This is a genomic window from Aeromonas sp. MdU4 (assembly GCF_041929505.1).
GTDB lineage: Bacteria > Pseudomonadota > Gammaproteobacteria > Enterobacterales > Aeromonadaceae > Aeromonas.
Genome location: NZ_JBHFMW010000001.1, coordinates 304,480 through 324,374 on the forward strand (window position 1 = coordinate 304,480; position 19,895 = coordinate 324,374).

General features: G+C 52.5%; 18 protein-coding genes and 2 pseudogenes. 10 read left to right on the forward strand and 10 right to left on the reverse strand.

The window, feature by feature from the left end:
- Window positions 1-441 precede the first annotated feature (441 nt).
- Window positions 442-1,008 (forward strand): annotated as a pseudogene (locus tag ACE1BR_RS01355) (reverse transcriptase domain-containing protein); the annotation flags it as partial.
- A 117-nt stretch (window positions 1,009-1,125) separates the two neighbouring features.
- Here ACE1BR_RS01355 and ACE1BR_RS01360 read toward each other — a convergent pair.
- The gene (locus ACE1BR_RS01360) at window positions 1,126-1,626 is read right to left on the reverse strand and encodes a hypothetical protein (RefSeq protein ID WP_374866953.1); all 501 of its coding nucleotides are present in this window, start codon (window positions 1,624-1,626) and stop codon (window positions 1,126-1,128) included.
- A 558-nt stretch (window positions 1,627-2,184) separates the two neighbouring features.
- Window positions 2,185-2,400 carry a helix-turn-helix domain-containing protein gene (locus tag ACE1BR_RS01365; RefSeq protein ID WP_374866908.1) on the reverse strand — a complete coding sequence of 72 codons (216 nt, stop codon included), beginning with the start codon at window positions 2,398-2,400 and terminating at the stop codon, window positions 2,185-2,187.
- Window positions 2,401-2,634: 234 nt separating this feature from the next.
- On the opposite strand from ACE1BR_RS01365, the gene ACE1BR_RS01370 reads away from it, so the two are divergent.
- From ACE1BR_RS01370 to ACE1BR_RS01405, 8 genes are all read left to right on the forward strand, one after another.
- Window positions 2,635-3,444 carry a BtpA/SgcQ family protein gene (locus tag ACE1BR_RS01370; RefSeq protein WP_374866910.1) on the forward strand — a complete coding sequence of 270 codons (810 nt, stop codon included), beginning with the start codon at window positions 2,635-2,637 and terminating at the stop codon, window positions 3,442-3,444.
- Window positions 3,445-3,525: 81 nt separating this feature from the next.
- Window positions 3,526-4,509 carry an autoinducer 2 ABC transporter substrate-binding protein gene (locus ACE1BR_RS01375; protein WP_374866912.1) on the forward strand — a complete coding sequence of 328 codons (984 nt, stop codon included), beginning with the start codon at window positions 3,526-3,528 and terminating at the stop codon, window positions 4,507-4,509.
- Between the two features lie 17 nt (window positions 4,510-4,526).
- Window positions 4,527-6,032 (forward strand): sugar ABC transporter ATP-binding protein, encoded by a 1,506-nt coding sequence (locus ACE1BR_RS01380; RefSeq protein WP_374866914.1) that lies wholly within the window; start codon window positions 4,527-4,529, stop codon window positions 6,030-6,032.
- Window positions 6,029-7,057, forward strand: a complete 1,029-nt coding sequence (locus tag ACE1BR_RS01385; RefSeq protein WP_374866916.1) for an ABC transporter permease — start codon at window positions 6,029-6,031, stop codon at window positions 7,055-7,057. The genes ACE1BR_RS01380 and ACE1BR_RS01385 overlap by 4 nt, the downstream gene beginning before the upstream one ends.
- The gene (locus tag ACE1BR_RS01390; protein ID WP_374866918.1) at window positions 7,057-8,067 is read left to right on the forward strand and encodes an ABC transporter permease; all 1,011 of its coding nucleotides are present in this window, start codon (window positions 7,057-7,059) and stop codon (window positions 8,065-8,067) included. Before ACE1BR_RS01385 ends, ACE1BR_RS01390 begins: the two co-directional genes overlap by 1 nt.
- Window positions 8,067-9,137: an aminopeptidase gene (locus ACE1BR_RS01395; protein ID WP_374866920.1), complete on the forward strand. Its 1,071-nt coding sequence runs from the start codon at window positions 8,067-8,069 to the stop codon at window positions 9,135-9,137. Before ACE1BR_RS01390 ends, ACE1BR_RS01395 begins: the two co-directional genes overlap by 1 nt.
- A gap of 15 nt (window positions 9,138-9,152) precedes the next feature.
- On the forward strand, window positions 9,153-10,682 hold the full coding sequence (locus tag ACE1BR_RS01400; RefSeq protein ID WP_374866922.1) for an FGGY-family carbohydrate kinase: 1,530 nt from the start codon (window positions 9,153-9,155) through the stop codon (window positions 10,680-10,682).
- Between the two features lie 3 nt (window positions 10,683-10,685).
- Complete coding sequence (locus tag ACE1BR_RS01405; protein WP_374866924.1) at window positions 10,686-11,450, forward strand: DeoR/GlpR family DNA-binding transcription regulator; 765 nt, start codon at window positions 10,686-10,688, stop codon at window positions 11,448-11,450.
- A gap of 411 nt (window positions 11,451-11,861) precedes the next feature.
- Here ACE1BR_RS01405 and ACE1BR_RS01410 read toward each other — a convergent pair whose 3' ends face one another.
- The 6 genes from ACE1BR_RS01410 to ACE1BR_RS01435 all read right to left on the reverse strand — a co-directional run bounded on the left by ACE1BR_RS01410 (window position 11,862) and on the right by ACE1BR_RS01435 (window position 17,458).
- On the reverse strand, window positions 11,862-13,016 hold the full coding sequence (locus ACE1BR_RS01410) for an AGE family epimerase/isomerase (protein ID WP_374866926.1): 1,155 nt from the start codon (window positions 13,014-13,016) through the stop codon (window positions 11,862-11,864).
- Window positions 13,017-13,089: 73 nt separating this feature from the next.
- Entirely contained in the window at window positions 13,090-13,938 is an 849-nt protein-coding gene (locus ACE1BR_RS01415) for a PTS system mannose/fructose/sorbose family transporter subunit IID (protein WP_374866928.1), read from the reverse strand.
- Entirely contained in the window at window positions 13,938-14,741 is an 804-nt protein-coding gene (locus ACE1BR_RS01420; protein WP_374866930.1) for a PTS mannose/fructose/sorbose/N-acetylgalactosamine transporter subunit IIC, read from the reverse strand. The genes ACE1BR_RS01415 and ACE1BR_RS01420 overlap by 1 nt, the downstream gene beginning before the upstream one ends.
- Before the next feature lie 12 nt (window positions 14,742-14,753).
- Window positions 14,754-15,248, reverse strand: a complete 495-nt coding sequence (locus ACE1BR_RS01425; protein ID WP_041207847.1) for a PTS sugar transporter subunit IIB — start codon at window positions 15,246-15,248, stop codon at window positions 14,754-14,756.
- Window positions 15,249-15,257: 9 nt separating this feature from the next.
- Window positions 15,258-15,686, reverse strand: a complete 429-nt coding sequence (locus tag ACE1BR_RS01430) for a PTS sugar transporter subunit IIA (protein WP_201931244.1) — start codon at window positions 15,684-15,686, stop codon at window positions 15,258-15,260.
- A gap of 5 nt (window positions 15,687-15,691) precedes the next feature.
- Entirely contained in the window at window positions 15,692-17,458 is a 1,767-nt protein-coding gene (locus ACE1BR_RS01435) for a class I mannose-6-phosphate isomerase (protein WP_374866933.1), read from the reverse strand.
- Between the two features lie 211 nt (window positions 17,459-17,669).
- Between ACE1BR_RS01435 and ACE1BR_RS01440 the strand changes: the two genes are divergently transcribed.
- On the forward strand, window positions 17,670-18,677 hold the full coding sequence (locus ACE1BR_RS01440; protein ID WP_374866935.1) for a LacI family DNA-binding transcriptional regulator: 1,008 nt from the start codon (window positions 17,670-17,672) through the stop codon (window positions 18,675-18,677).
- Between the two features lie 32 nt (window positions 18,678-18,709).
- Here the strand turns inward: ACE1BR_RS01440 and ACE1BR_RS01445 are convergent, their stop codons facing one another.
- Both ACE1BR_RS01445 and ACE1BR_RS01450 read right to left on the reverse strand, forming a co-directional pair.
- The gene (locus ACE1BR_RS01445) at window positions 18,710-19,288 is read right to left on the reverse strand and encodes a glucose-6-phosphate isomerase family protein (protein WP_374866937.1); all 579 of its coding nucleotides are present in this window, start codon (window positions 19,286-19,288) and stop codon (window positions 18,710-18,712) included.
- A gap of 470 nt (window positions 19,289-19,758) precedes the next feature.
- Window positions 19,759-19,895, reverse strand: a pseudogene (locus tag ACE1BR_RS01450) (IS5/IS1182 family transposase); the annotation flags it as partial.

Genomic DNA, 19,895 nt, shown 5'->3' on the forward strand with positions numbered 1-19,895 from the left:
AGGCTGAATGTTGAAAAGCTGAAGAACATGACCCCATTAATCCGTCTCTGAGGGTTGAAATGTCACCACGGCCTACGTGATCTGACAGGCTGTGCAGAAAGCATCAACGGCAACAGGTATGTGCCTTTGATCGAAGGTGATCTGACATGTAAGCAGAAAACCGGGAAAGCAGGCTCCATCACATCCGGACTGCTGATTTCTGCCAACTTGCGGCAAGCAAGGATAAAGAGTGCGATGGGCAGCTTCCTCAATATGTTTGAGTCCAGACAGGTGAACCGGGGAAGGTCAATAACGGATGTTAAGGGGGCATGACCTCAATGACGCACTGACTGGCGGAGCTTCCGTAGTAGTCCACGATGGGGAAAGCCCATTACATGGCAAAGGGAAGCAGTTTAAATGTGTTTGTTGAGCAAACTACCTGACCCAATGAGGTGAAAACCTTTGATAATCAGCGAAATGCAACGCAAGCTTGCTACATGGGCAACAACCGATCCATCCCGAAGGATTGAACGGCTGCTGCGTCTGATAACACAGCCAGAATGGCTGGCGGAAGCCGCACGGATCACGCTCTCATCAAAAGGGGCTCATACACCCGGTGTTGATGGCGTGAATAAAACCATGCTACAGGCCAGACTGGCTGCTGAACTACAAAAACTCAGGGATGAACTACCTTCAGGTCACTACTAGCCGTTGCCTGCCAGACAGGTTTACATCCCCAAAAGCAATGGCAAACAACGACCACTGGGTATCCCCACACTGCGGGATCGTATTGTTCATCGGTTAATGCTGATGGCAATGGAGCCTGTCTGGGAGAGTGATTTTCATACGCTCTCGTACGGCTTCCGGCCTGAACGCAGTGTCCACCACGCGATCCGTACCGTGAAATTACAACTCACCGACTGTGGAGAAACCAGAGGCCGCAGGGTGATTGAAGGTGACCTGTCCCGTTACTTTAACACAGTGCATCATCGCCTACTGATAAAGGCCGTACGCCGCAGGATCAGGGACCTAGCTCGGCGTGTCGGCCTCTACATTGATACACGTTACTTCCGCTGTAGAACCGCGACAAGAAAACGGTGGTGCGTTTTTGCCCCACTTGGAAGACTTAGCTGCGGGAGAGTTCATTCAACCATTCACCGGCAAAGCCGGTGGATAGTTACTCAACTCCGCCCCTTCTATACCAGGGCAGGAGAAAGCATCGGCTCCTGATAGTTCGCAACCCGAGGAATACGGCACTGCAATACGCATCGTCGTATGCACAGGATGCCCAGTTTCGACCGATACCCCGTCGTATTCACAACGAAGCATTAATCCTTCAGGGCCAGCAAGCCCCTGAATCTGAGCATACGTAAAGCGCATATTATTCAGACTTTGCTGGAGAGCCTCTATCGATTCCGGTGGTTTTTTTGCGTTGTAATAATATGTAGATGCGTAACTCCTTACACCTTCCTGCGGAGGCCACTTATCGCCCCATGGCGAAGGCCCTTGTACAGAGCACCAACCACCTAACTCTTCGCAACGCAACGATTCTCCCGGGTTAATTTCTAATGGGGATGGACAGGTGAAAGTGGTTGCCATCACATTCGCTGAAAACATTGCGAACAGCATTGATAGAAACTTTTTCATAAATCACCTACTAGGAAGTTATAAATAAATATGGCAATCCCTCCGTTTTTTCCTGAGAACTCGTGAGAGCCTGCTTGCGTGTTGTAAATACGGCGGGATGGTGAGAGCCATCGGCTTATTCGGTAAGGTAATAGTTGCTAAGACAATTATCTTGAATGGAGTAAACTGATGGCTGATCACAGCATGTCATTTCAGGCCCCCTCGCGCAATTGGGCGGTGAGGATTTCCTGCGCGATCTCACCGAATTCATGCTAAACCTCATCATGTGCATATTCCGGCCAGTCATTAACACCAATTTCCGGCGTTTTTCAAGATAATTGTCGTTTTTTTATGCTGCTCGGCGTTCATTCTCCGGATTGATAGCCACCATACTTACTGGTGTCCAGTTCCTTGTTTTCCCAGACCAGCGTTCAGACGGCTTCAACCTGGCAGACGCCTCTGCACGACACTCGGTGAATAATCCTCTCTTGATTTCATTGAATACCCCCGATTGACTCATCGTAACAATCGGGACTGTCTGTGAAAATCAGGATACCTCAAACAGCGCCCCTCTGATGTTTAAGCGCACTCGCAGCTATGTTGAGGTAATCTGCTGCCGCTGATTTTTAACCCAACGCCCAGGCTCACTCCAAACTCTCGCTCGAACGCCCGACTGAACGCGACACTACCACTGTATCCTGCCCCCAGCGCAACCTGAGTAATCGACTCCCCCATCAACAACTGCCGGCATGCCAACAATATCCGCCACTGAGTCAGGTAGCCCAAAGGGAACAACCCAACTCTAGGGCAGGATCATCAACCGTGGCGGAGTCAGTCCAATATTCATGGCCAAACGAACAGGATTTGTGATTGATATCCTGTTCGTTCAATCACATTTTATTTGATCTTTGTTAAAAGTACCGAGAAAACGTGACCTATATCGATAAGTTCAAGGTGTTTAGTCCCTAGCTTAGTCTTGAGTGTAACTGAGGGACATTGTTTCCTTTCCTTGTAAATAGAGAGCGATTTATGAACTGGACAAAGCAGATTTTAAAAACCGACAAACCGATCATCGCCATGTGTCACATCCGTGCCTTGCCGGGCGATCCGGGGTATGACAAAGCGGCAGGAATGAAATGGGTAATTGAAAAGGCCCGTGAAGATTTGCATGCCCTGCAAGCCGGTGGCGTCGATTCGGTCATGTTCTCCAATGAATTTTCATTACCCTATCTTACGAAAGTAAAAACTGAAACGGTGGCGGCGATGGCGTACATTATTGGTGAATTAATGCCAGAAATCGATGTGCCTTTTGGCGTCAATGTGCTGTGGGACCCTGTGGCTTCTATGGACTTGGCTCAGGCAACAGGGGCGAAATTTGTACGCGAAATCTTTACCGGCGTATATGCCAGTGATTTCGGAATATGGGATACCAATTGTGGTGAGACGATTCGTCACCAATACCGGATTGGTGCGGATGAAGTGAAAACCTTATTCAATATTGTTCCTGAAGCAGCACAGTACCTCGCGCATCGTGATATCGCTAGCATAGCTAAGACCACCGTCTTTAACTGTAAGCCGGACGCGGTTTGTGTTTCAGGCATGACGGCAGGGGCGGCGACCGACACCAATATGCTGACTCAGGTCAAGCAAGCCATTCCTAATACGCTGGTGTTTGCAAACACTGGGGTGCGAGTGAATACCGTGCGAGAGCAGTTATCCATTGCGGATGGCGCGGTGGTAGGCACTACATTTAAACAAGATGGAGACTTCAATAAATTTGTTGATGAACAACGAGTGAGAGAATTTATGTCAGAAGTGAAGCGTTTACGTAACCAATAAACGCCACTTGATAAGTCCGGCCGAATAACGAAAACCAAGTGTTCGAGCTAATTAACGAAAGGATTTACAGGGAGTAAGGGTATGAAACTGTCTACAACAAAAGTGCTGGCGGCATCGTTGCTTGCCGGATGCATTTCCAGTGTAGCGAACGCTGCCGACAAAGAATTTGCAACCGTGCCAAAAGCGGTTGGACTCAACTGGTTTAACCGAATGGAAGAAGGGGTTGTGCGCTTTGGTGCGGACAATCCAGGGATTGCTACTTTCCAACAAGGTCCATCCAAGTTTGATGCGGCGTTGCAGATACAGGTTATTGAAGATCTGATCGCGCGCAAAGTCGATGCGATCAATGTGGTGCCATTTCAAGCTGAGTCGCTTGAGCCAGTACTGAAGAAGGCTCGTTCGCAAGGCATTGTGGTGGTCGCGCATGAAGCATCCAACCTCACCAATATCGACTATGACGTGGAGGCGTTTGACAATCAGGCGTATGGCCGCTTCTTAATGGATCAATTGGCGCAAGGGATGAATCAAGAAGGCCAATATGCAGTCTTTGTCGGAAGTTTAACATCCACCACTCACATGACTTGGGTCAATGCAGCGATTGAATATCAAAAAGCCACTTACCCCAAAATGGAGTTGGTGGGAGGCATTAACGAAAGCAGTGATGACATCAAAAATGCTTACGCGAAAACCCGAGAATTATTGAGAACCTATCCGAAACTAAAAGGTATCCAAGGATCCTCTGCATTGGATGTTGTGGGTGCAGGTCAAGCCATTGAAGAAGCAGGGCTGGAAGATAAAGTCACTGTAGTTGGAACCAGTATCGTCTCTTATGCCGGTGATCTGCTGAAAACGGGAGCAATCGATGTGATCACCGCTTGGGATCCCGCCGTTACAGGTTACGCAATGAATAAAGTCGCCAGCATGGTGATCAATGGAGAATCGATAACTGACGGTATGGATCTTGGTGTTGAGGGTTACAACAAAATCACCTTGGATGGCAAAGTGATTTATGGCTCAGCGTGGATCCGTGTCACCAAAGACAACATGTCTGACTATAACTTCTAGGTTAGGGGGACGCGTCAATGCAAGGCCTACCACTCGTTCAAGTGAAAAATGTCAGTAAAAGCTTTGCCGGTGTGCGGGCCTTAAATGACGTCTCATTCAGTATTTATCCGGGTGAGCGTCTGACTCTAGTCGGGGAAAATGGTTCAGGGAAATCCACCATCATTAAAATCATCGCGGGAGTCCAACCGTATGATGAAGGAGAGATTCTGATTGCAGGGCATGATTACCCAAAGCTAACGCCAAAAGAAGCGATTAGCGCAGGCATTCAAGTGATTTACCAAGACTTCTCGCTTTTCCCCAATCTTACCGTGGCGGAAAACCTTGCGTTTAATGCCCATGTTGCATCGGGTGATTGGCGGATGGATTGGCAACAAACTGAGCAGATTGCCAAGCAAGCCTTGGCGCGGATTGGGGTAGAAATCCCGCTCGATGAACTGGCGGGTAATCTTTCCGCTGCGGACCGCCAATTGATTGCAATCGCCAAAGCTCTGCTTAAAAACACGTCGCTGATCATTATGGATGAACCCACCACCGCACTGACCAAGAAAGAGGTGAAAAACCTACTGTGGATTATTGATGAACTGAAGGCGCAAGGCATCGCCATCGTATTTGTCAGCCACAAAATGGAAGAAGTATTGACCGTCTCTGATCGCGTCGTGGTACTGCGTAACGGGGAACTGATCATGGAACAGCCGATCGAAACGTTAGATCGCCAAGCGATTGTCGAGGCCATGTCAGGGGTTCGACTTGAAGAGACCAAAGCGCAAGCCACACCGAGAACGGGTCAGCCACTACTCACAGTACAAGGCTTGGCATTGCCTCCCGCGTTAGTCGATGCCAGTTTTGATCTCTACCCCGGGCAAGTGTTGGGAATCACGGGCTTACTTGGTTCAGGCCGTGCCGAATTGGCGCGCGCTTTAATGGGGATTGTCCCTGCAAGTTCGGGTGTTTTGTGCATTGATGGACACCCCGTCACCATCAGCAATGTTGCAAATGCTTTGCGGCATCGTATCGCTTTAGTGCCGGAAGATCGCTTGTCTGAAGGGTTATTCATCGATAACTCCATCGGTTTTAACATGATGTGTCGGGTTCTGCACGAATTTGAATCAGAGCTGAAGTTATTGAATTGGGCTGCACTTAAGCAGAAAGCCCAAGAGTGGGTCGAAGCCTTAAAAGTCAAAACCAATGACTGTCGGCTGCCGGTCAGTTCACTCTCTGGTGGTAACCAGCAAAAAGTGGTGTTAGCCAAATGGCTGGCCTTTAACCCACGAATTTTGATTCTGGTTGGCCCGACCGTGGGGGTAGATATTCGAGCCAAAATGGAAATCATCGACAAAATTCATCAGCTGGCTGAACAAGGGCTGAGTGTCATTGTGATTACCGATGATATTCCCGAGCTACTGCAAGTTTCCAATGCCGTGATGGTCATGACCAAAGGCCGCTCATCGGAGGTGATATCGATTGATGAAGTGGATGAGCAATGGGTCATCCGACAGCTGGCTTTTGAGGGAGAAGAGGCATGAAAGCATTTTTAAGATCACACGAGTTCATTATTTTGTCTGCCATCGTGTTGTATGGCGCGACCGTTGCGGTGATCAACCCTGAAGCCTTTTTTACCCTCTCAACCTTATTCGATCTTTTAAAAGGGGCTTCGATTCACGGCATTTTAGCGCTTGGAGTACTATTGGTGATTTTGACTGGTGGGGTCGATCTCTCTTTTCCGGCTGTCGGTGCATTTTCGAGTTATGTAGCGATCTTGCTTTTTAAATCAATGGGGTGGTCATCACTAGTCGGAATTTTTGCTGTGGCGACAGTGATAGGGATTGTGCTCGGCATGTTCAATGGCTTTTTGGTACATAAGCTGCGAGCTCCTGCCATGATTTTGACTCTGGGGACTTCAAACGTGCTTTACGGCACCTTGCTGTTTGTCTTTGGTAGTACTGTGATCTTCTCACTGCCTGTTGCGTTGCGGAAATTTTCAAATGCCGCCGTTGTATCGGCGGAATCCGTTGCGGGTACCACCTCACTGCATCCCATTGTACTGATTTGGTTAGCTCTGGCGGCGCTGTGCTTTTTCTTTCTCACTTACACGTTACGTGGACGGTTTTTGTATGCCGCAGGGGGCAACTACAGCGTATGTGAGCGTGCGGGCATTCACATGCTTGGGCTGCAAATGATGGTCTTCTCTGTAGTAGGAGCTTTGTCTGCGATTGCTGCGGTGTCCTTCAGTGGTTTGTATAGGATGGCATCGCCGATCACCTTTTTAGGAGAAGAGTTGGATGTGATTGCCGCTGTGGTTTTAGGGGGAACCTCAATCATGGGGGGACGCGGAACCGTATTAGGCACTCTACTTGGGGTCTTGCTGATCACCTTGATGAAAAACAGCTTAATTTTGATTGGTATCCCCTCTGAGTGGCAAAAGTTTATGGTGGGTGTGCTGTTACTGATTGGCGTGACAGGCCCAATACTCCATCAACGCTATAAACAGAAACGCGCGGTGAAAGCTCGTGCTAAAACTCCCCTGACTCTTCATATGGAGAAAAGATAATGTTTGGTCGATTTTCATCGGATCACGGCATGCTGAGTCGCCCGCAAGAGCGCTTACATGTGCGTGTACTCGCTATCGCGATGGCGATGGCGATTGTGGTTTTACTTGCGGTACAAGGCAGCCAATTTTTATCGGTCACCAACTTCCAGTCGATGGCATTTCAAAGTGCGGAGTTAGGGCTGCTGACATTAGCCATGGCCTTGGCTATTTTGTTAGCTGGGATAGATCTGTCCATACTGGCTATCGCTAACCTCTCAGCCATCGCGGTGGCCAGCTACTTGAAAAGTGTGGATGGCGCGGCGTTTGGGCTGTTCGATGTTGGCATTGCAGCCATGATTGCCATTGTGATTGGGGTAGTGTGTGGCGCAATCAATGGCTTGTTGATCGGTTTCCTCTCTGTTCCGGCGATTTTGGCGACATTAGCCACCATGACGTTATATGGCGGGTTTGCCATCGGGTTTACTGGTGGCTCAGCAATTTCAGCCATGCCAGAGGGATTTGCTGTGCTCGGTAATGGGACTCTCTTCGGGATGCCCGTCCCTCTATTGATTTTCTTGCTGTTTGGTCTTGGGTTATGGCTGATTTTGGAAAAAACCATTTTAGGTACAGAGATGTATTGCGTCGGCAGTAACCCGAAGGCTTCACTCTATAGTGGCATCGATATCCGTTGGGTTTATTTTAAAACCCATACCCTCATCGGTGTTATCGCCGCGATTACTGGGTTAGTCATCCTATCGCGCACCAATTCCGCGAATCCCGATTATGGTTCTTCTTACATCTTGAGCACCATCTTGATTGTGGCACTCGGCGGCATCTCCGTCTTAGGGGGAAAAGGCAAGATTTCAGGGGTGATACTTGCCATAGCACTACTACAGCTCTTTTCTACAGGCCTGAACATGATGCTGTACAAAACCAGCGGCAGTAATTTTCTTAAAGACGTGATTTGGGGGCTGTTACTGCTCTTCGTCATCGCCGTCATGCACTTTTTCCAACAACAAGGACGAAAATAATGAAAGATAAAAGAATCCATGAATTAGCAGAATTGCTGGTTCACCACTCCTTGGCGATTCAACCCGGCGAGAAGGTGATGATCGCCGCGATGGAAGAGTGCAGCATTCCGTTTGCAAAAGCATTGAATCGCGAAATTGTGAAAGTGGGAGGGAACGTGCAAGTGCAGTTTCTCAGTGAGGAGATGCGCCATGATCTGATGAAATACGGCTCTGCGGAGCAGATGGCTTGGATCCCTGAGATTGAGCGTTACGGGATGGAGTGGGCTGATGTATACATCGCACTTCGCGGTGCTTCAAACCTCTATATGCATTGGGATATCTCCCCAGAACATAAAGCGATTAGCCAAAAAACGCAGGGGATTATCTCGACCGATCGCTGGATGAAAACCCGCTGGTGCTTGCTGCGTATTCCTAATCTCAACATGGCACACCAAGCCAAAATGGATGAAGAAACCTTCACTGAGCAGTTCTTTAACGCCTGTTTGCTCGACTGGGACAGCTATACAGCAGATTGGCAGAAGTTGTGCGATCAGCTAGAGCAAGGCAGCGAAATTCGCATCGTCGCGAAAGGGACAGATTTGAGCTTCTCAACCAAGGGGCGCAAGTGGGTAGTGTTTGATGGCCGCGCCAATATGCCGGATGGCGAAATTGCTACTGCACCGCTCACCGAAACCATTAATGGTTACATGTCGTTTGAAACACCGGGAGTGTTAGGCGGACAACTGATCGAAAACATCTATCTTGAGTGGGCTGATGGCGAGTTGGTAAAAGCGGATGCCACCTCGAACCTTGATTATCTACAGAAGATCCTTGCGACCGATGAAGGTGCGGGCTTGATTGGCGAATTTGCTTTCGGACTCAACCCAGAAATGAAGTTTTTTACCAATGACATTCTGATCGATGAAAAGATTGGTGGCAGCTTACATATCGCTCTGGGTCGAGCCTATCCGCAATGCGGTGGAACCAATATGTCCTCAATTCACTGGGATATCATTAAAGATACTCGTGAAGAGGGAGAAGTGTATTTGGATGGCAAATTGATCTTTAAAGCCGGACAGTTCTTGTTCTAAACCACAGAGGTCATTATGGGTGCGTATTACTTAGGGATCGACATCGGTACATACTCCAGCAAAGGCGTGATCGTGGATGAACAAGGCAAAGTGGTGGTCTCCCATGGCATTCCCCATTCATTGAGCATTCCTCACAATGGATGGGCAGAGCACGATGCGAAGCAGGTTTGGTGGTGTGATTTTATCGAAATTTGCCAAACTTTATTGCGCAAATCAGGTATCACACCAGCACAAATCAAAGCGGTAGGTCATAGTGCGATGTCTCCCTGTATCTTGTGTGCTGATGAACAAGGTGAGCCATTACACAACGCGATTTTGTATGGCATAGATACCCGAGCGGTAGAGCAGCAGCGCAGCATTGAACAACAGATTGGTCAGGCGGCTATCTATCAACTCAGTGGCGTGACTCTCTCTGCGCAATCTGTCACCCCGAAGCTGCGTTGGATTCAAGAGCTCTTGCCGCAGGTGTGGAAAAAGGCTCACTTTCTGTTCTCTGCTTCCGGTTATCTTACTTATCAATTAACCGGACAATATTGTCTGAATTATTACGATGCGATTGGTTATCCCTGTTTGTATGATGTACAAAACCGCACGTGGTCAGAACAATTTCGTAGCACATTAATCGGAGATAAAGCGCTACCTCATTTGCTTTGGGCGAGTGAATTCGCTGGGCAGATCACTGCGCAAGCCGCTAAGTTAACAGGCTTAAAAGAAGGTACGCCGGTATTGCCAGGTTGTGCCGATGCGGCTTCTGAAGCGTTGGCGGCAGGGGTAAAAGCCGTTGGCGATACTATGATGATGTACGGCAGTTCCACCTTCTTCATCAGCCGAACCGAGCGCTTGCCCCGTTCACCGATTTTTTGGGGTAACCACTTTTTAGAGCCTGAAACCTATGTGATTTCAGGCGGAACGGCAACTTGTGGCAGCTTGATCACATGGTATCTCAAACAATTTGGTGCAGAAGCATACAGCATTGCGGCTGAAACTCAGCAAAATCCCTATGCCGTTTTGATGCAAGAGTTTTCGATGTCCACGCCGGGAGCGAATGGGCTCATCTGCCTACCGTACTTTTCGGGTGAGCGTACTCCAGTATTGGATAACCGAGCAAAAGGAATGCTGATGGGGCTATCGCTTCATCATACCCATGCGGATGTCTATCGCTCAGTCCTGGAAGGGATTGCAATGAGTCTTAGGCACAATCTGGAGGTGTTGTCGGAAGAGGGATATGCCGTTTTACAACTTTTTTCGGTGGGAGGAGGGACGAACAATCCATATTTAATACAATCGGTTAGCGACATTTCGCAAAAAGAACAGCGAATTCCGCAAGTGGATTTGGGTGCATGTTACGGGGACTGCTTGATGGCTGCAAAAGCTTCAGGGCAATTTAACTCATTAGATGAGGCGGTCAGAGTATGGGTCAATCACGAACGACAGTATACGCCGCAGGAGCTAACTAAAATCTACGATCCTTTATATGCGCTATTCCTAAAGCTTTACTCGCACACAAAACCACTCATGCAACAACTTCACCAGCTAAAGGTATGAACTATGCTGGCAACTCAACGGCGGCAACAAATCCTGTGTTATGTTTGGCAGCACGGAGAAATGCTTACCAATCAAGCCATTGAACTATTTGGTTTTTCTGCGCCCACCGTGCGACGGGATTTTCTCAAACTAGTCCAATCGCACCCGTCTATCCACAGAACTCATGGCGGTATTCGATTTAATAAGCAAAAAGCCGATTTGGAGTTTGAATTTGATATAAAACAGCAGCTTCAAACTACGGCGAAACAGGAGATTGCAGCTAAGGCTGTTCAACACGTCGCTCCCAATGATTGTATTTTTTTAGATTCAGGTACGACGTGTTACGAATTAGCTAAGTGTCTAAAAGAAAAAGAAGTGACAGTCATTACGACTGATTTAAAAATTGCCAGTTTATTGGCGGAAAGCTCCAAAGTGGAGGTTTACATAGTAGGTGGAAAAGTCAGAAACGGTTTCTTTTCGATTGGAGATAATACAGCAGTCGAATTTCTTAGCCAGTTTTCTGCACCCAAAGCATTTATGTCTTGTGATGCAATTTCGCTAAATACAGGAATCACGAACTCATCCATGTTTGAAGTCGGAGTAAAGAAGAAAGTCATACAGCAGTGTCAGACCGTGTATTTGCTAGCGGATGACAGCAAATTTGAGCGGACGAAGCCTTATGCGCTGGCTACGCTGTCTGTGATTACATATCTCATCACAAATCGAGACTTAGATGATGTGATTGTGCAGGCTTATCGGGCCCGAGGTATAAAAATGCTTCATATATAGAATCTTTAGCTACAACCGATAGAAATAGATATTAAAAAGGCTTCGCTTGTGATCTGATCTTATCGCCAAACAAAACCGCCACGCACGAAGCAATGACTATTATGGCACCATTGTCAGGTCTTTGGTGCTCAAATTATGGAACTATCTGCAACCTAAATAGCTGTTCCTAATAGTGGCATTGTTTCCCAAATCAATATCACCACCACCTTTAAGTCTGCATCATTGGCTCGTCGCTTCACCCCATCACCAGCGAGCCTTGACACAACAAAGTCTTTGATTAACACAACACCCGCTTGCGCCGCACCTGCAAGGCGCAGCGCAACGACAACCACCGCAAAGCACAAGAAGGGGCACACAAGCGAACCGCAAGCCCTCCCCGGCTGGGATTCTGACTACCTCCCATCCGCAGCCCTACCTTACCCCCGAAACCCGGGCCAGTTCACTAAACGCCACAAACAGATGATAAAACGTGCTGGCTGGCGCATGAGAAGTCAGCGGCTTCCCCTCACTATCCACTTGATCAATCCACTGTCCGGACTGAGCAGGCAAAAGGTAGTAGTGGAAGATCCGCGCAACCACCTCGCTGATCTGGCAGGCGGTTCCCTCATTCCCCTGTTGCTCATAGGCAGCCAAGAGTGCTTTCAAATGTTCGGTCTGGCACCAGAGTCGGCTGGTATCGCGATAGGGTTGCCCATCATCGGTCAGCTCATCGATCACCAGCCCGGTTTGCCCGTGACCGTGGCAGATGGCAACGCGGGTCAATATCCCGATCGCCTCATCAATCTCGGTGCTGGTTGGCCCGATTTCCCAGCTGCTGGCAAGAGTCCGGTAGCGCGCCAGCAGCCAGCACCACTCGTAGTGATGGCCGGGGTCGATAAGACGGGAGTCGGCATGACGCGCCAGCAGCGCATCGTCGAAAAACTCGCGCAGTAAACCGGGTTCCAGAAAACGCTGGCGAAACAACCGATACAGTGCGGTTGCCCGCTGCTGCCATATCACATCATCAATGCTGTCTGCCGCCACCAACAACGCTTCGAACAAATGCATATGGGGATTTTGGCTGCGCAGTAGGCCAGATGGCCAACTGGAGTGAAATCCGCCGTGCAGCGGGTCCGCAAAGAGTTGCTCAATGGCCTGATAGCGCGACTCAGCCTGTTGCTGCCAGCGTGGATCGCCACTCTGACGATAGAGCCAGCACTCAGCCAGCAGGGCAAACGCGTATTCATAGCTACAGACTGATGCGTCAGCAATCGAACCATCCCGGTTAATGGAGAACACACCATGCCCGGCTCCATCGTCAAAATGACCCATACCGACCAGCGCAGAACGCTCGGCAAGGGTGCGTCCGTCATACCACCCCAACAGGGTGGCATGGCTGAACACATAGATCTGGCGGCTCTGTACCCGAAAGCGGGTCGGCTGCCACAAAGGCTGGCCAACACTATCCAATCCCTCGGCAAACAATCCACGCTCGGGATCAAAACCCTGCGATCCCCAATGAGGCAGCGCCTCGGATACCAGCCAGCGATGGCAGCGCTGCGCGGCCTCAATCACCTCGATATGCATAAATTACCTCTCGCAACGGCGATAAAAAGGGAGAACCAGGCTCTCCCATTGTTGCCAAATCGCAGTTACCTCATCAAAACAGGCCAATAGCGACCCCGGCAAAAGCCACTACCAGCAGACCCAACATCGCCTTGACCGGCGAGACATTGCGTCTGGCCATCAGATACCAGGTGCCAAGCACCACCAGCAGCGGCATCAGTTTGGGGAAGATACCATCCAGCATGGCCTGTACCTGGATATTGACCCCGTCCGAGGTGACAAAATCGAGCCCGGTGGAGAGGTTGACATAACTGGCGGCCACCCCGCCCATCACAAAGACCCCGAGCAGGGAGAGCGCCTCGCGCAGTTTGACCGACTCCGAACTCACCAGCGTCTCCACCGAGCCGGTTCCCATCCGGTAGCCCTTCATGAACAGCATGTAGGAGCCGGTGATGACGATGGCGTTGAAGCTGATGATGTAAAAGAGCGGTCCCAGCACACTGCCGCCGGCGGCCAGCGCCATGCCGATGCTAAGCAGAATGGGCACCAGCATGCCCGGGATCATGGAGTCCCCGATCCCGGCGATGGGGCCCATCAAACCGACTTTCAGGGTGTTGATGGTCTCGCCATCGATCCGCTCGCCGTTAGCCCGCTTCTCCTCCAACCCCACCGCCAGCCCGTTGATGATGGCGCCGATCTGGGGCTCGGTGTTGTAGAAGGAGGCATGGCGTTTCATCGCCTCCATCCTCTCCGCCTTGCCGGGATAGAGCTTCTTGAGTGCCGGCATCATGCCAAGGCAAAAGCCGAACGATTCGAGACGCTCGAAGCTCATGGAGGAGAGGTTGTACATCATCCACGAACGCCAGCAGGCACGCAGATCCTTGGGAGTGAGAGCCACCGGCGCATTGTTCACCGGCTGGCTCGCTTGCAGCTTCGCGTCCATCAGAATTCATCCTCATCGTCGGTTTGGGTGGCAGCACGGGCAGCCGGTACAGGGCGTGGTTCCGGCTTGTAGTTGTAGTGGATGAGCGCAAGCAGGGCACCGATCATCACCAGCCCCACCATGTTGAGCTTGAGAAAGACGATGCCGACAAAGCCCACCAGAAAATAGATCAGCATGCTGCTCTGCTTGATGATCTGCTTGAGCAGGATGGCAATGCCGACCGCCGGCAGAATGCCGCCCACCACCGTCATGGTGCGGATCACCAGCTCAGGCAGGCTGTTCATGAAGCCTTCGATGTACTGGTTGCCAAAATAGACGGCGATAAAGGTGGGCACGAAGCGCAGTACGAAGTTGCTGACCTGCGGGAAGATGGCGCTGTTGAGATAAACCCCTTTTTCATCCCCCTGATCCAGCGCCACGTCGGCTCTGTGGTTCCAGTAGGAGTTGAAGACCATCATGAAGTTGAAGAGGATGGTACCGGCAATACCGATGGTGGCGGCAATGGCCACGGCAACTGACGGCTCCTTGCCCGACATGACGCCGAGGGCGATGGCCGGAAAGGCGACGAAGTTGAGATCTGCCGGCATGGAACCGCCCGGTGTCACCATGGCGATATAGACCGCCTGCACCGCCACCCCGATAAGGATCCCGGTCTGGATATCACCGAGGATCGCCCCCACCAGCATGCCCGAAACCAGCGGACGGGTAATGGTGTACCAGCCCCCGGTCAATCCCAGCAGCCAAGGGCTGCTGAGGGCACCGAGATAACAGAGTATCCCGATGAGAGTTGCTTCCAGAAACATGATGTTTGCTCCCTATTTCAGCTTTTTCTGGGCATCCGCCCAGCTGTAGTGGCTGGCGTCCGGCACTAGCCGAAAGTCAATCTCGTGGCCAAGGCTGGCCAGATAGTCAAAAGCGGCGATCTCCTGCGCCGTCACCGACTGGTTGGGGCCTATGGTGGTGGTCTGCTCGCGGGCACTCATGGGCCCCACGTTGATCTTGCCGTTGTGGTTCTCAAGAGAGATGCCGGCGGCGCAGAGCCGCTGCAGGGTGACCGGCGACTTGCCAATCACGAAGTAGCGCTTGTCACTGGCGATCACCTTGGGCAGCTTGGCAATGGCCGTCGCCACGTCGAACAGCCACACCTTGGTGTCCGGCACAGCGCCGATCATCACCTGGGAGAGCAGCGGATCGGCCGCCACCTCGTCATCAATCGCGACGATGCCGTCACAGGGCAGCTCTCTGGCCCAGCGCGTCACCAGCTGGCCATGGATCACCCGATCGTCAATGCGTACAAATGAAATCGCCATCTCGCTCTCCTAGAAGTTGTCATCTTGCTGGTGCGCCGCCGGGGCCGCGATCACCATGGATTCCAGTGCTTGGGCCAGCAACTGGCGGGCAGCCTCGTGCACATCGGTCGCCGCCAGCCAGTCGGCACTCATCAGCAGCATGGGAAAGTTCACCCCGGTCACCACGGCTACCGGCTGCGGCCATTCGGGGTCAAACGCAAAGCGGCATGCCACGTTGTAGGGGGTGCCACACTCCATGTCGCACAGCACCAGCACCCCGTCAGCCCCCGCGCCATGACGGCGCAGGGTCTGTTCAAACTCGGTGCGAAACGCCTCTATTCCCCCCTCTTCGGTGAGCGAGACGGTCGCCACCGCGGGCAGCTCGCCGTAGACCATGCTGGCGCTGGCCAGCAGGGCCGGCGCCAGTGAACCATGGGTTGCGATAAGGATCCTCAGCATCTTGGTTACCCCCTCACATAGGCTTTGATGGTGGCGATGGTCGCCCCTTCACTCTCGCCACTCGGACGGATGCGATAGCGCCCTACCGACGCCGGTACGATAAAGGTCTCGGCGTAGTGCACCACAAACGGCGCGAACGCATTGTCGGGACTCTCCACCGTCGCCTCTCGTCCCTCAATCAGATTGAGCACCTGCACCGTGCCGCCGGTGTCGTGCTCCACCGGCACACTGAACCAGTGGCGACGGGTCTCGATAAATTCCCGCTCATGCAGTCCGGTACGCTCCTCGCGCCAGCCCGGCCCTTCGGCGATGAGCTCGATGCGATTGACCAGATGTTCACGGGTCCAGTCGGTGTCGCGCTCCCACTGGATCACCTTGCTGCCATGCTCCAGATGGATGGGGCGCGGGATGCCGTCGAGCCCGACCCGACCCCAGTCCCACAGCTTGAAGGTGAAGATGTAGGGGGTGGCGCTGATCTCGAGCACCATGGCCCCCTCTCCCGAGCAGTGGACGGTTCCAGCCGGGATCAGGAAGTGATCGTGCTCACGGGCCGGGAAGCGGTTGATGAAACGCTCGTCATCGAAAGGCTTCTCGCCGCGCTGGGCGGCAGCCAGATCCGCCAGCATCTCCTGCGGGTCGATACCGTTGCGCGTGCCGAGGTAGACGCAGGCGTCCGGCTTGGTATCGAGCAGGTAGTAGCTCTCGTCCTGGGTGTAGTGCATGCCGAACTCCTGCTGGATGTATTCGGTCAGCGGATGCACCTGGAGACTGAGCGGCTGCCCCCCCACCGTATCGAGAAAATCGAACCGGATCGGGAACTCGGCGCCAAAGCGGGCGTGTACCCGATCCCCCAGCAGGGCTTTTGGCTGGCACAGCACCAGGTTTTGCGACGGGATCTCTACCCTCACCTCGCCAAAGCGCAGATAGAGGCTGTTCTCCTCGGGTACGCAGTCAAAGCACCAGGCGTAGTTGGGTTGGGCCGGGTCCAGATCACACACCTGCTTCATCCACTGCCCGCCCCAGACTCCCGGGTCGAAGAAGGGAACAACCCGGAACGGCTGGCGTGCCGCCTGATGCAACCCTTGTTGCAGTGCCACCCCCGATACCATGGTCGGCTTGCCCCTGGTGTTGGTGTCGAGCAGAAAATCGATGGTGGGCAGCTGGGTCAATTTATGGCGATCAAACACCCGCCACTCGATGAAGAAGGCGCGCTTGTAGCGGCGCAGTATGTCCTCTTCGGTGTTATCAGCGCCCCAGTTGCCAATCTCTTTACGGCGCAGACGCTGCTGGATCTCCCAGCGGGCGAGATCGGCATAGACCCGCACATCCCCTTGCGCCACCAGCGAAGCGCCGCTGCCCATCACCACCACCAGACCTTCGGCCATCTCTGCGACCTGCTGTTGCAGGCGCGCCAAGGCGACCGGGTCAAAAAACTCCACCATCTTGTGGGGTGCCAGCACGCCAAAAACCCTGTCATCGGTGATGAAGCGATCCAGCATCGCCAGCACTTTGGGTTCGGGCAGGCGCGCCTGTTCCACATCGATGAGCGTGTGGGTGCCCAGCCTCGCCAGCAGCTGGGTGCGCAGCTCGGCTTGATCCACGCCATGGTAGCAGTCGATCACCAGCACCACTTTCGCCCTCTCCTGCCCGTTCACTTTGGCCAGCAGCTGATGGGCAATCGTGTCCCATCCCGCGCAGGCGGCCTGTTCATATCCGACAACGGTTACTTCTGGATATTTGTCGTAGTTGGAGACGTAACTCGAATGAATCATTGGCTTGCTCTCTCGTTGACACCTACGACAGAGATAAATCGATTAACCCATTAACCACAACCTGATAAACACGATTAACCTCAAACATTGGGATATATCATCGGTATTGTCGGTCAAATTCGTGATCAACCGCTCACTTGCAACCTTCTCTCATCCGGCATGAAGGTTAATCGATATATCTTGATGGCACGATCATGACTGGACCCACACCATGAGCAATGTGACTGTTGCCGATATTGCCCGCCATCTGGGCGTTTCCACCGCCACCGTCTCCATGACCTTGCGCAACAAGGGACGCATCTCCGACCACACCCGCCAGCGGGTACTCAAAGCCATCGACGAGCTCGGCTATGTCTACAACCAGACTGCCGCCAACCTGCGCAACAAGAGCAGCAATCAGGTCGGTTTGTTGCTGCACGACATTACCAACCCCTTCTATGCAGAGATGACAGCGGGACTGAGTCGGGAGATGGAGCATCACGATCTGATGCTGTTTCTTGCCAACAGCGAGGAGTCGGCGGCAAGGCAGCAGCAGTTTATGGATTCGCTGCAACGCAACAGCGCCGCCGGCATGGTGATCTGCGCTGCCCAACCTACGCCCCACAGCTTTTTCGAGAGCCTGCAGCGGCGCCATATGCCTACCATTCTGGTGGTGCGACCGGTGCCGGATGTGGCGATCGACTTTGTTGGCACCGACAACTTTCTCGGTTGCCAGCTGGCGACCGAGCACCTACTGAAACTCGGCCACCGTCATATCGCCTTTGTCGGGGGCTCCCCCACCTCCATCAGCCGCTCCCAGCGCCTCGGTGGCTACATGAGCAAACTGCTCGAACACGGCATCTCGCCCAAACCGGAGTGGATCATCAGCTGCGGCGCCAGCAGGGTGGAAGGTACCCTCGCGATGACAACACTGCTGGAGCAGCATCCGGAGGTCACCGCCGCCGTCTGTTATCAAGACATAGTGGCACTGGGCGCCATGCTGGCGTTGCGCAAACAGGAGCGGCGAATTGGTCAGGATTTTGCGCTGGTCGGGTTTGATGATATTCCGGAAACCGCTCTGGTAGAGCCCGCTCTGACGACGGTGTCGGTGGCGGCGCGCGAGATTGGCCGCAAGGCGGGTGAACAGCTGCTCGAGCGGATTGCCGGCAATGACGAACCGGCCAAAAGCATCATCCTGCCCCCCTCCCTGGTAGTACGCCAATCCTGCGGCAGCTGCTAACGGGGTCGCTCACGACCCCTGCAGGCTGATGGTTAGGTGATTGAGACACTCACCTCTCTACTCACCACACAAGGCTCCCCCTCCTTCCCTGCGACCACCCGAAGTCCAACCCCCTGCTCTGCCATCAGCCGGTAATCATGACCGGCAATGGCAGGCCAGACCGCCAGCGCAGAGAGCCGGCTCTCGCCGGTATTGATCAGCCGGTGGGCCACATGGCCCGGGATATGATGAACGCTACCGGGAAAAACCTGTTCAAGCCGACAGACGCCAGCCATATCCTGCAACAGCAGCAAGCCGGTCCCGCACAACCCAAAGTAGTACTCCGCCTGCTCGGCCCTGGCATGAATATGACCGCGGGTCATAAAAAACTCATTCCCTATCCTGCCAGCCTCAAGATGAGTGACGCCCATGTTGAGATCCCCCTCCACACCACTGCTGGGCAACATCGCCACGCGATAGAGCACAGTTTGCGGGTCAACCCCCGCTTCAGCAGCTGGATCAGCAAACAAGCCATGCAGGTCAGCCAACCTTGTACTCTTTTCCACCAGTTCAGCACCGGACAAACTGCCGGTAACAAAATCCACCATGGGCGGGATTATCGGCTTCATCATCATTGACTCCTCAGTGACGCTTTATCAGATGGCACATCTGCGCCTCGCCAGAACACGCTAAAGGGTTAATCCATTAACCACAAGCGTCATCGCTGATACCCCATCACTATTCGGACCACCAGATCGCCGAGAGACTGGGGCCGACGAGTCTGGTATCGCTGGTGATGAAAAGACGGGTCGCGCTGAGTGTGAAAAGTGAGGTGTTATATTGACATCGTCAAAGAGCAGTCCGACATGCTAGACAGCCTCAATTAAAGACCGCTATTCACAGCGCCCTGTCAGAAATAAAGGGAAGAGTAGAATAGGACGCCGAATACTTGGCAAAGAATGCCTGCCGAACTATGCAGCGAAATCAGATACAGGCCAGAATCAGGAAATGCGTTAAAAATGGACTCGACATTTAAGGTTATTTACGGCGTTGTTTCCCAAATCAGCCAGCAAGTCATGACTTCCCCAGTCCTAGGTGACCGCTACACTTGGGGCTTTCTGACAGGTAGACCAAGCGTGTTCAGTTTGTTTATCGCTCTCACATACGCCATCACCTCTCCCACTTGGCCGTTGTAATTACGCAGACTGATTTTCCCCGCCAGCAACTGCTTGAACCGAT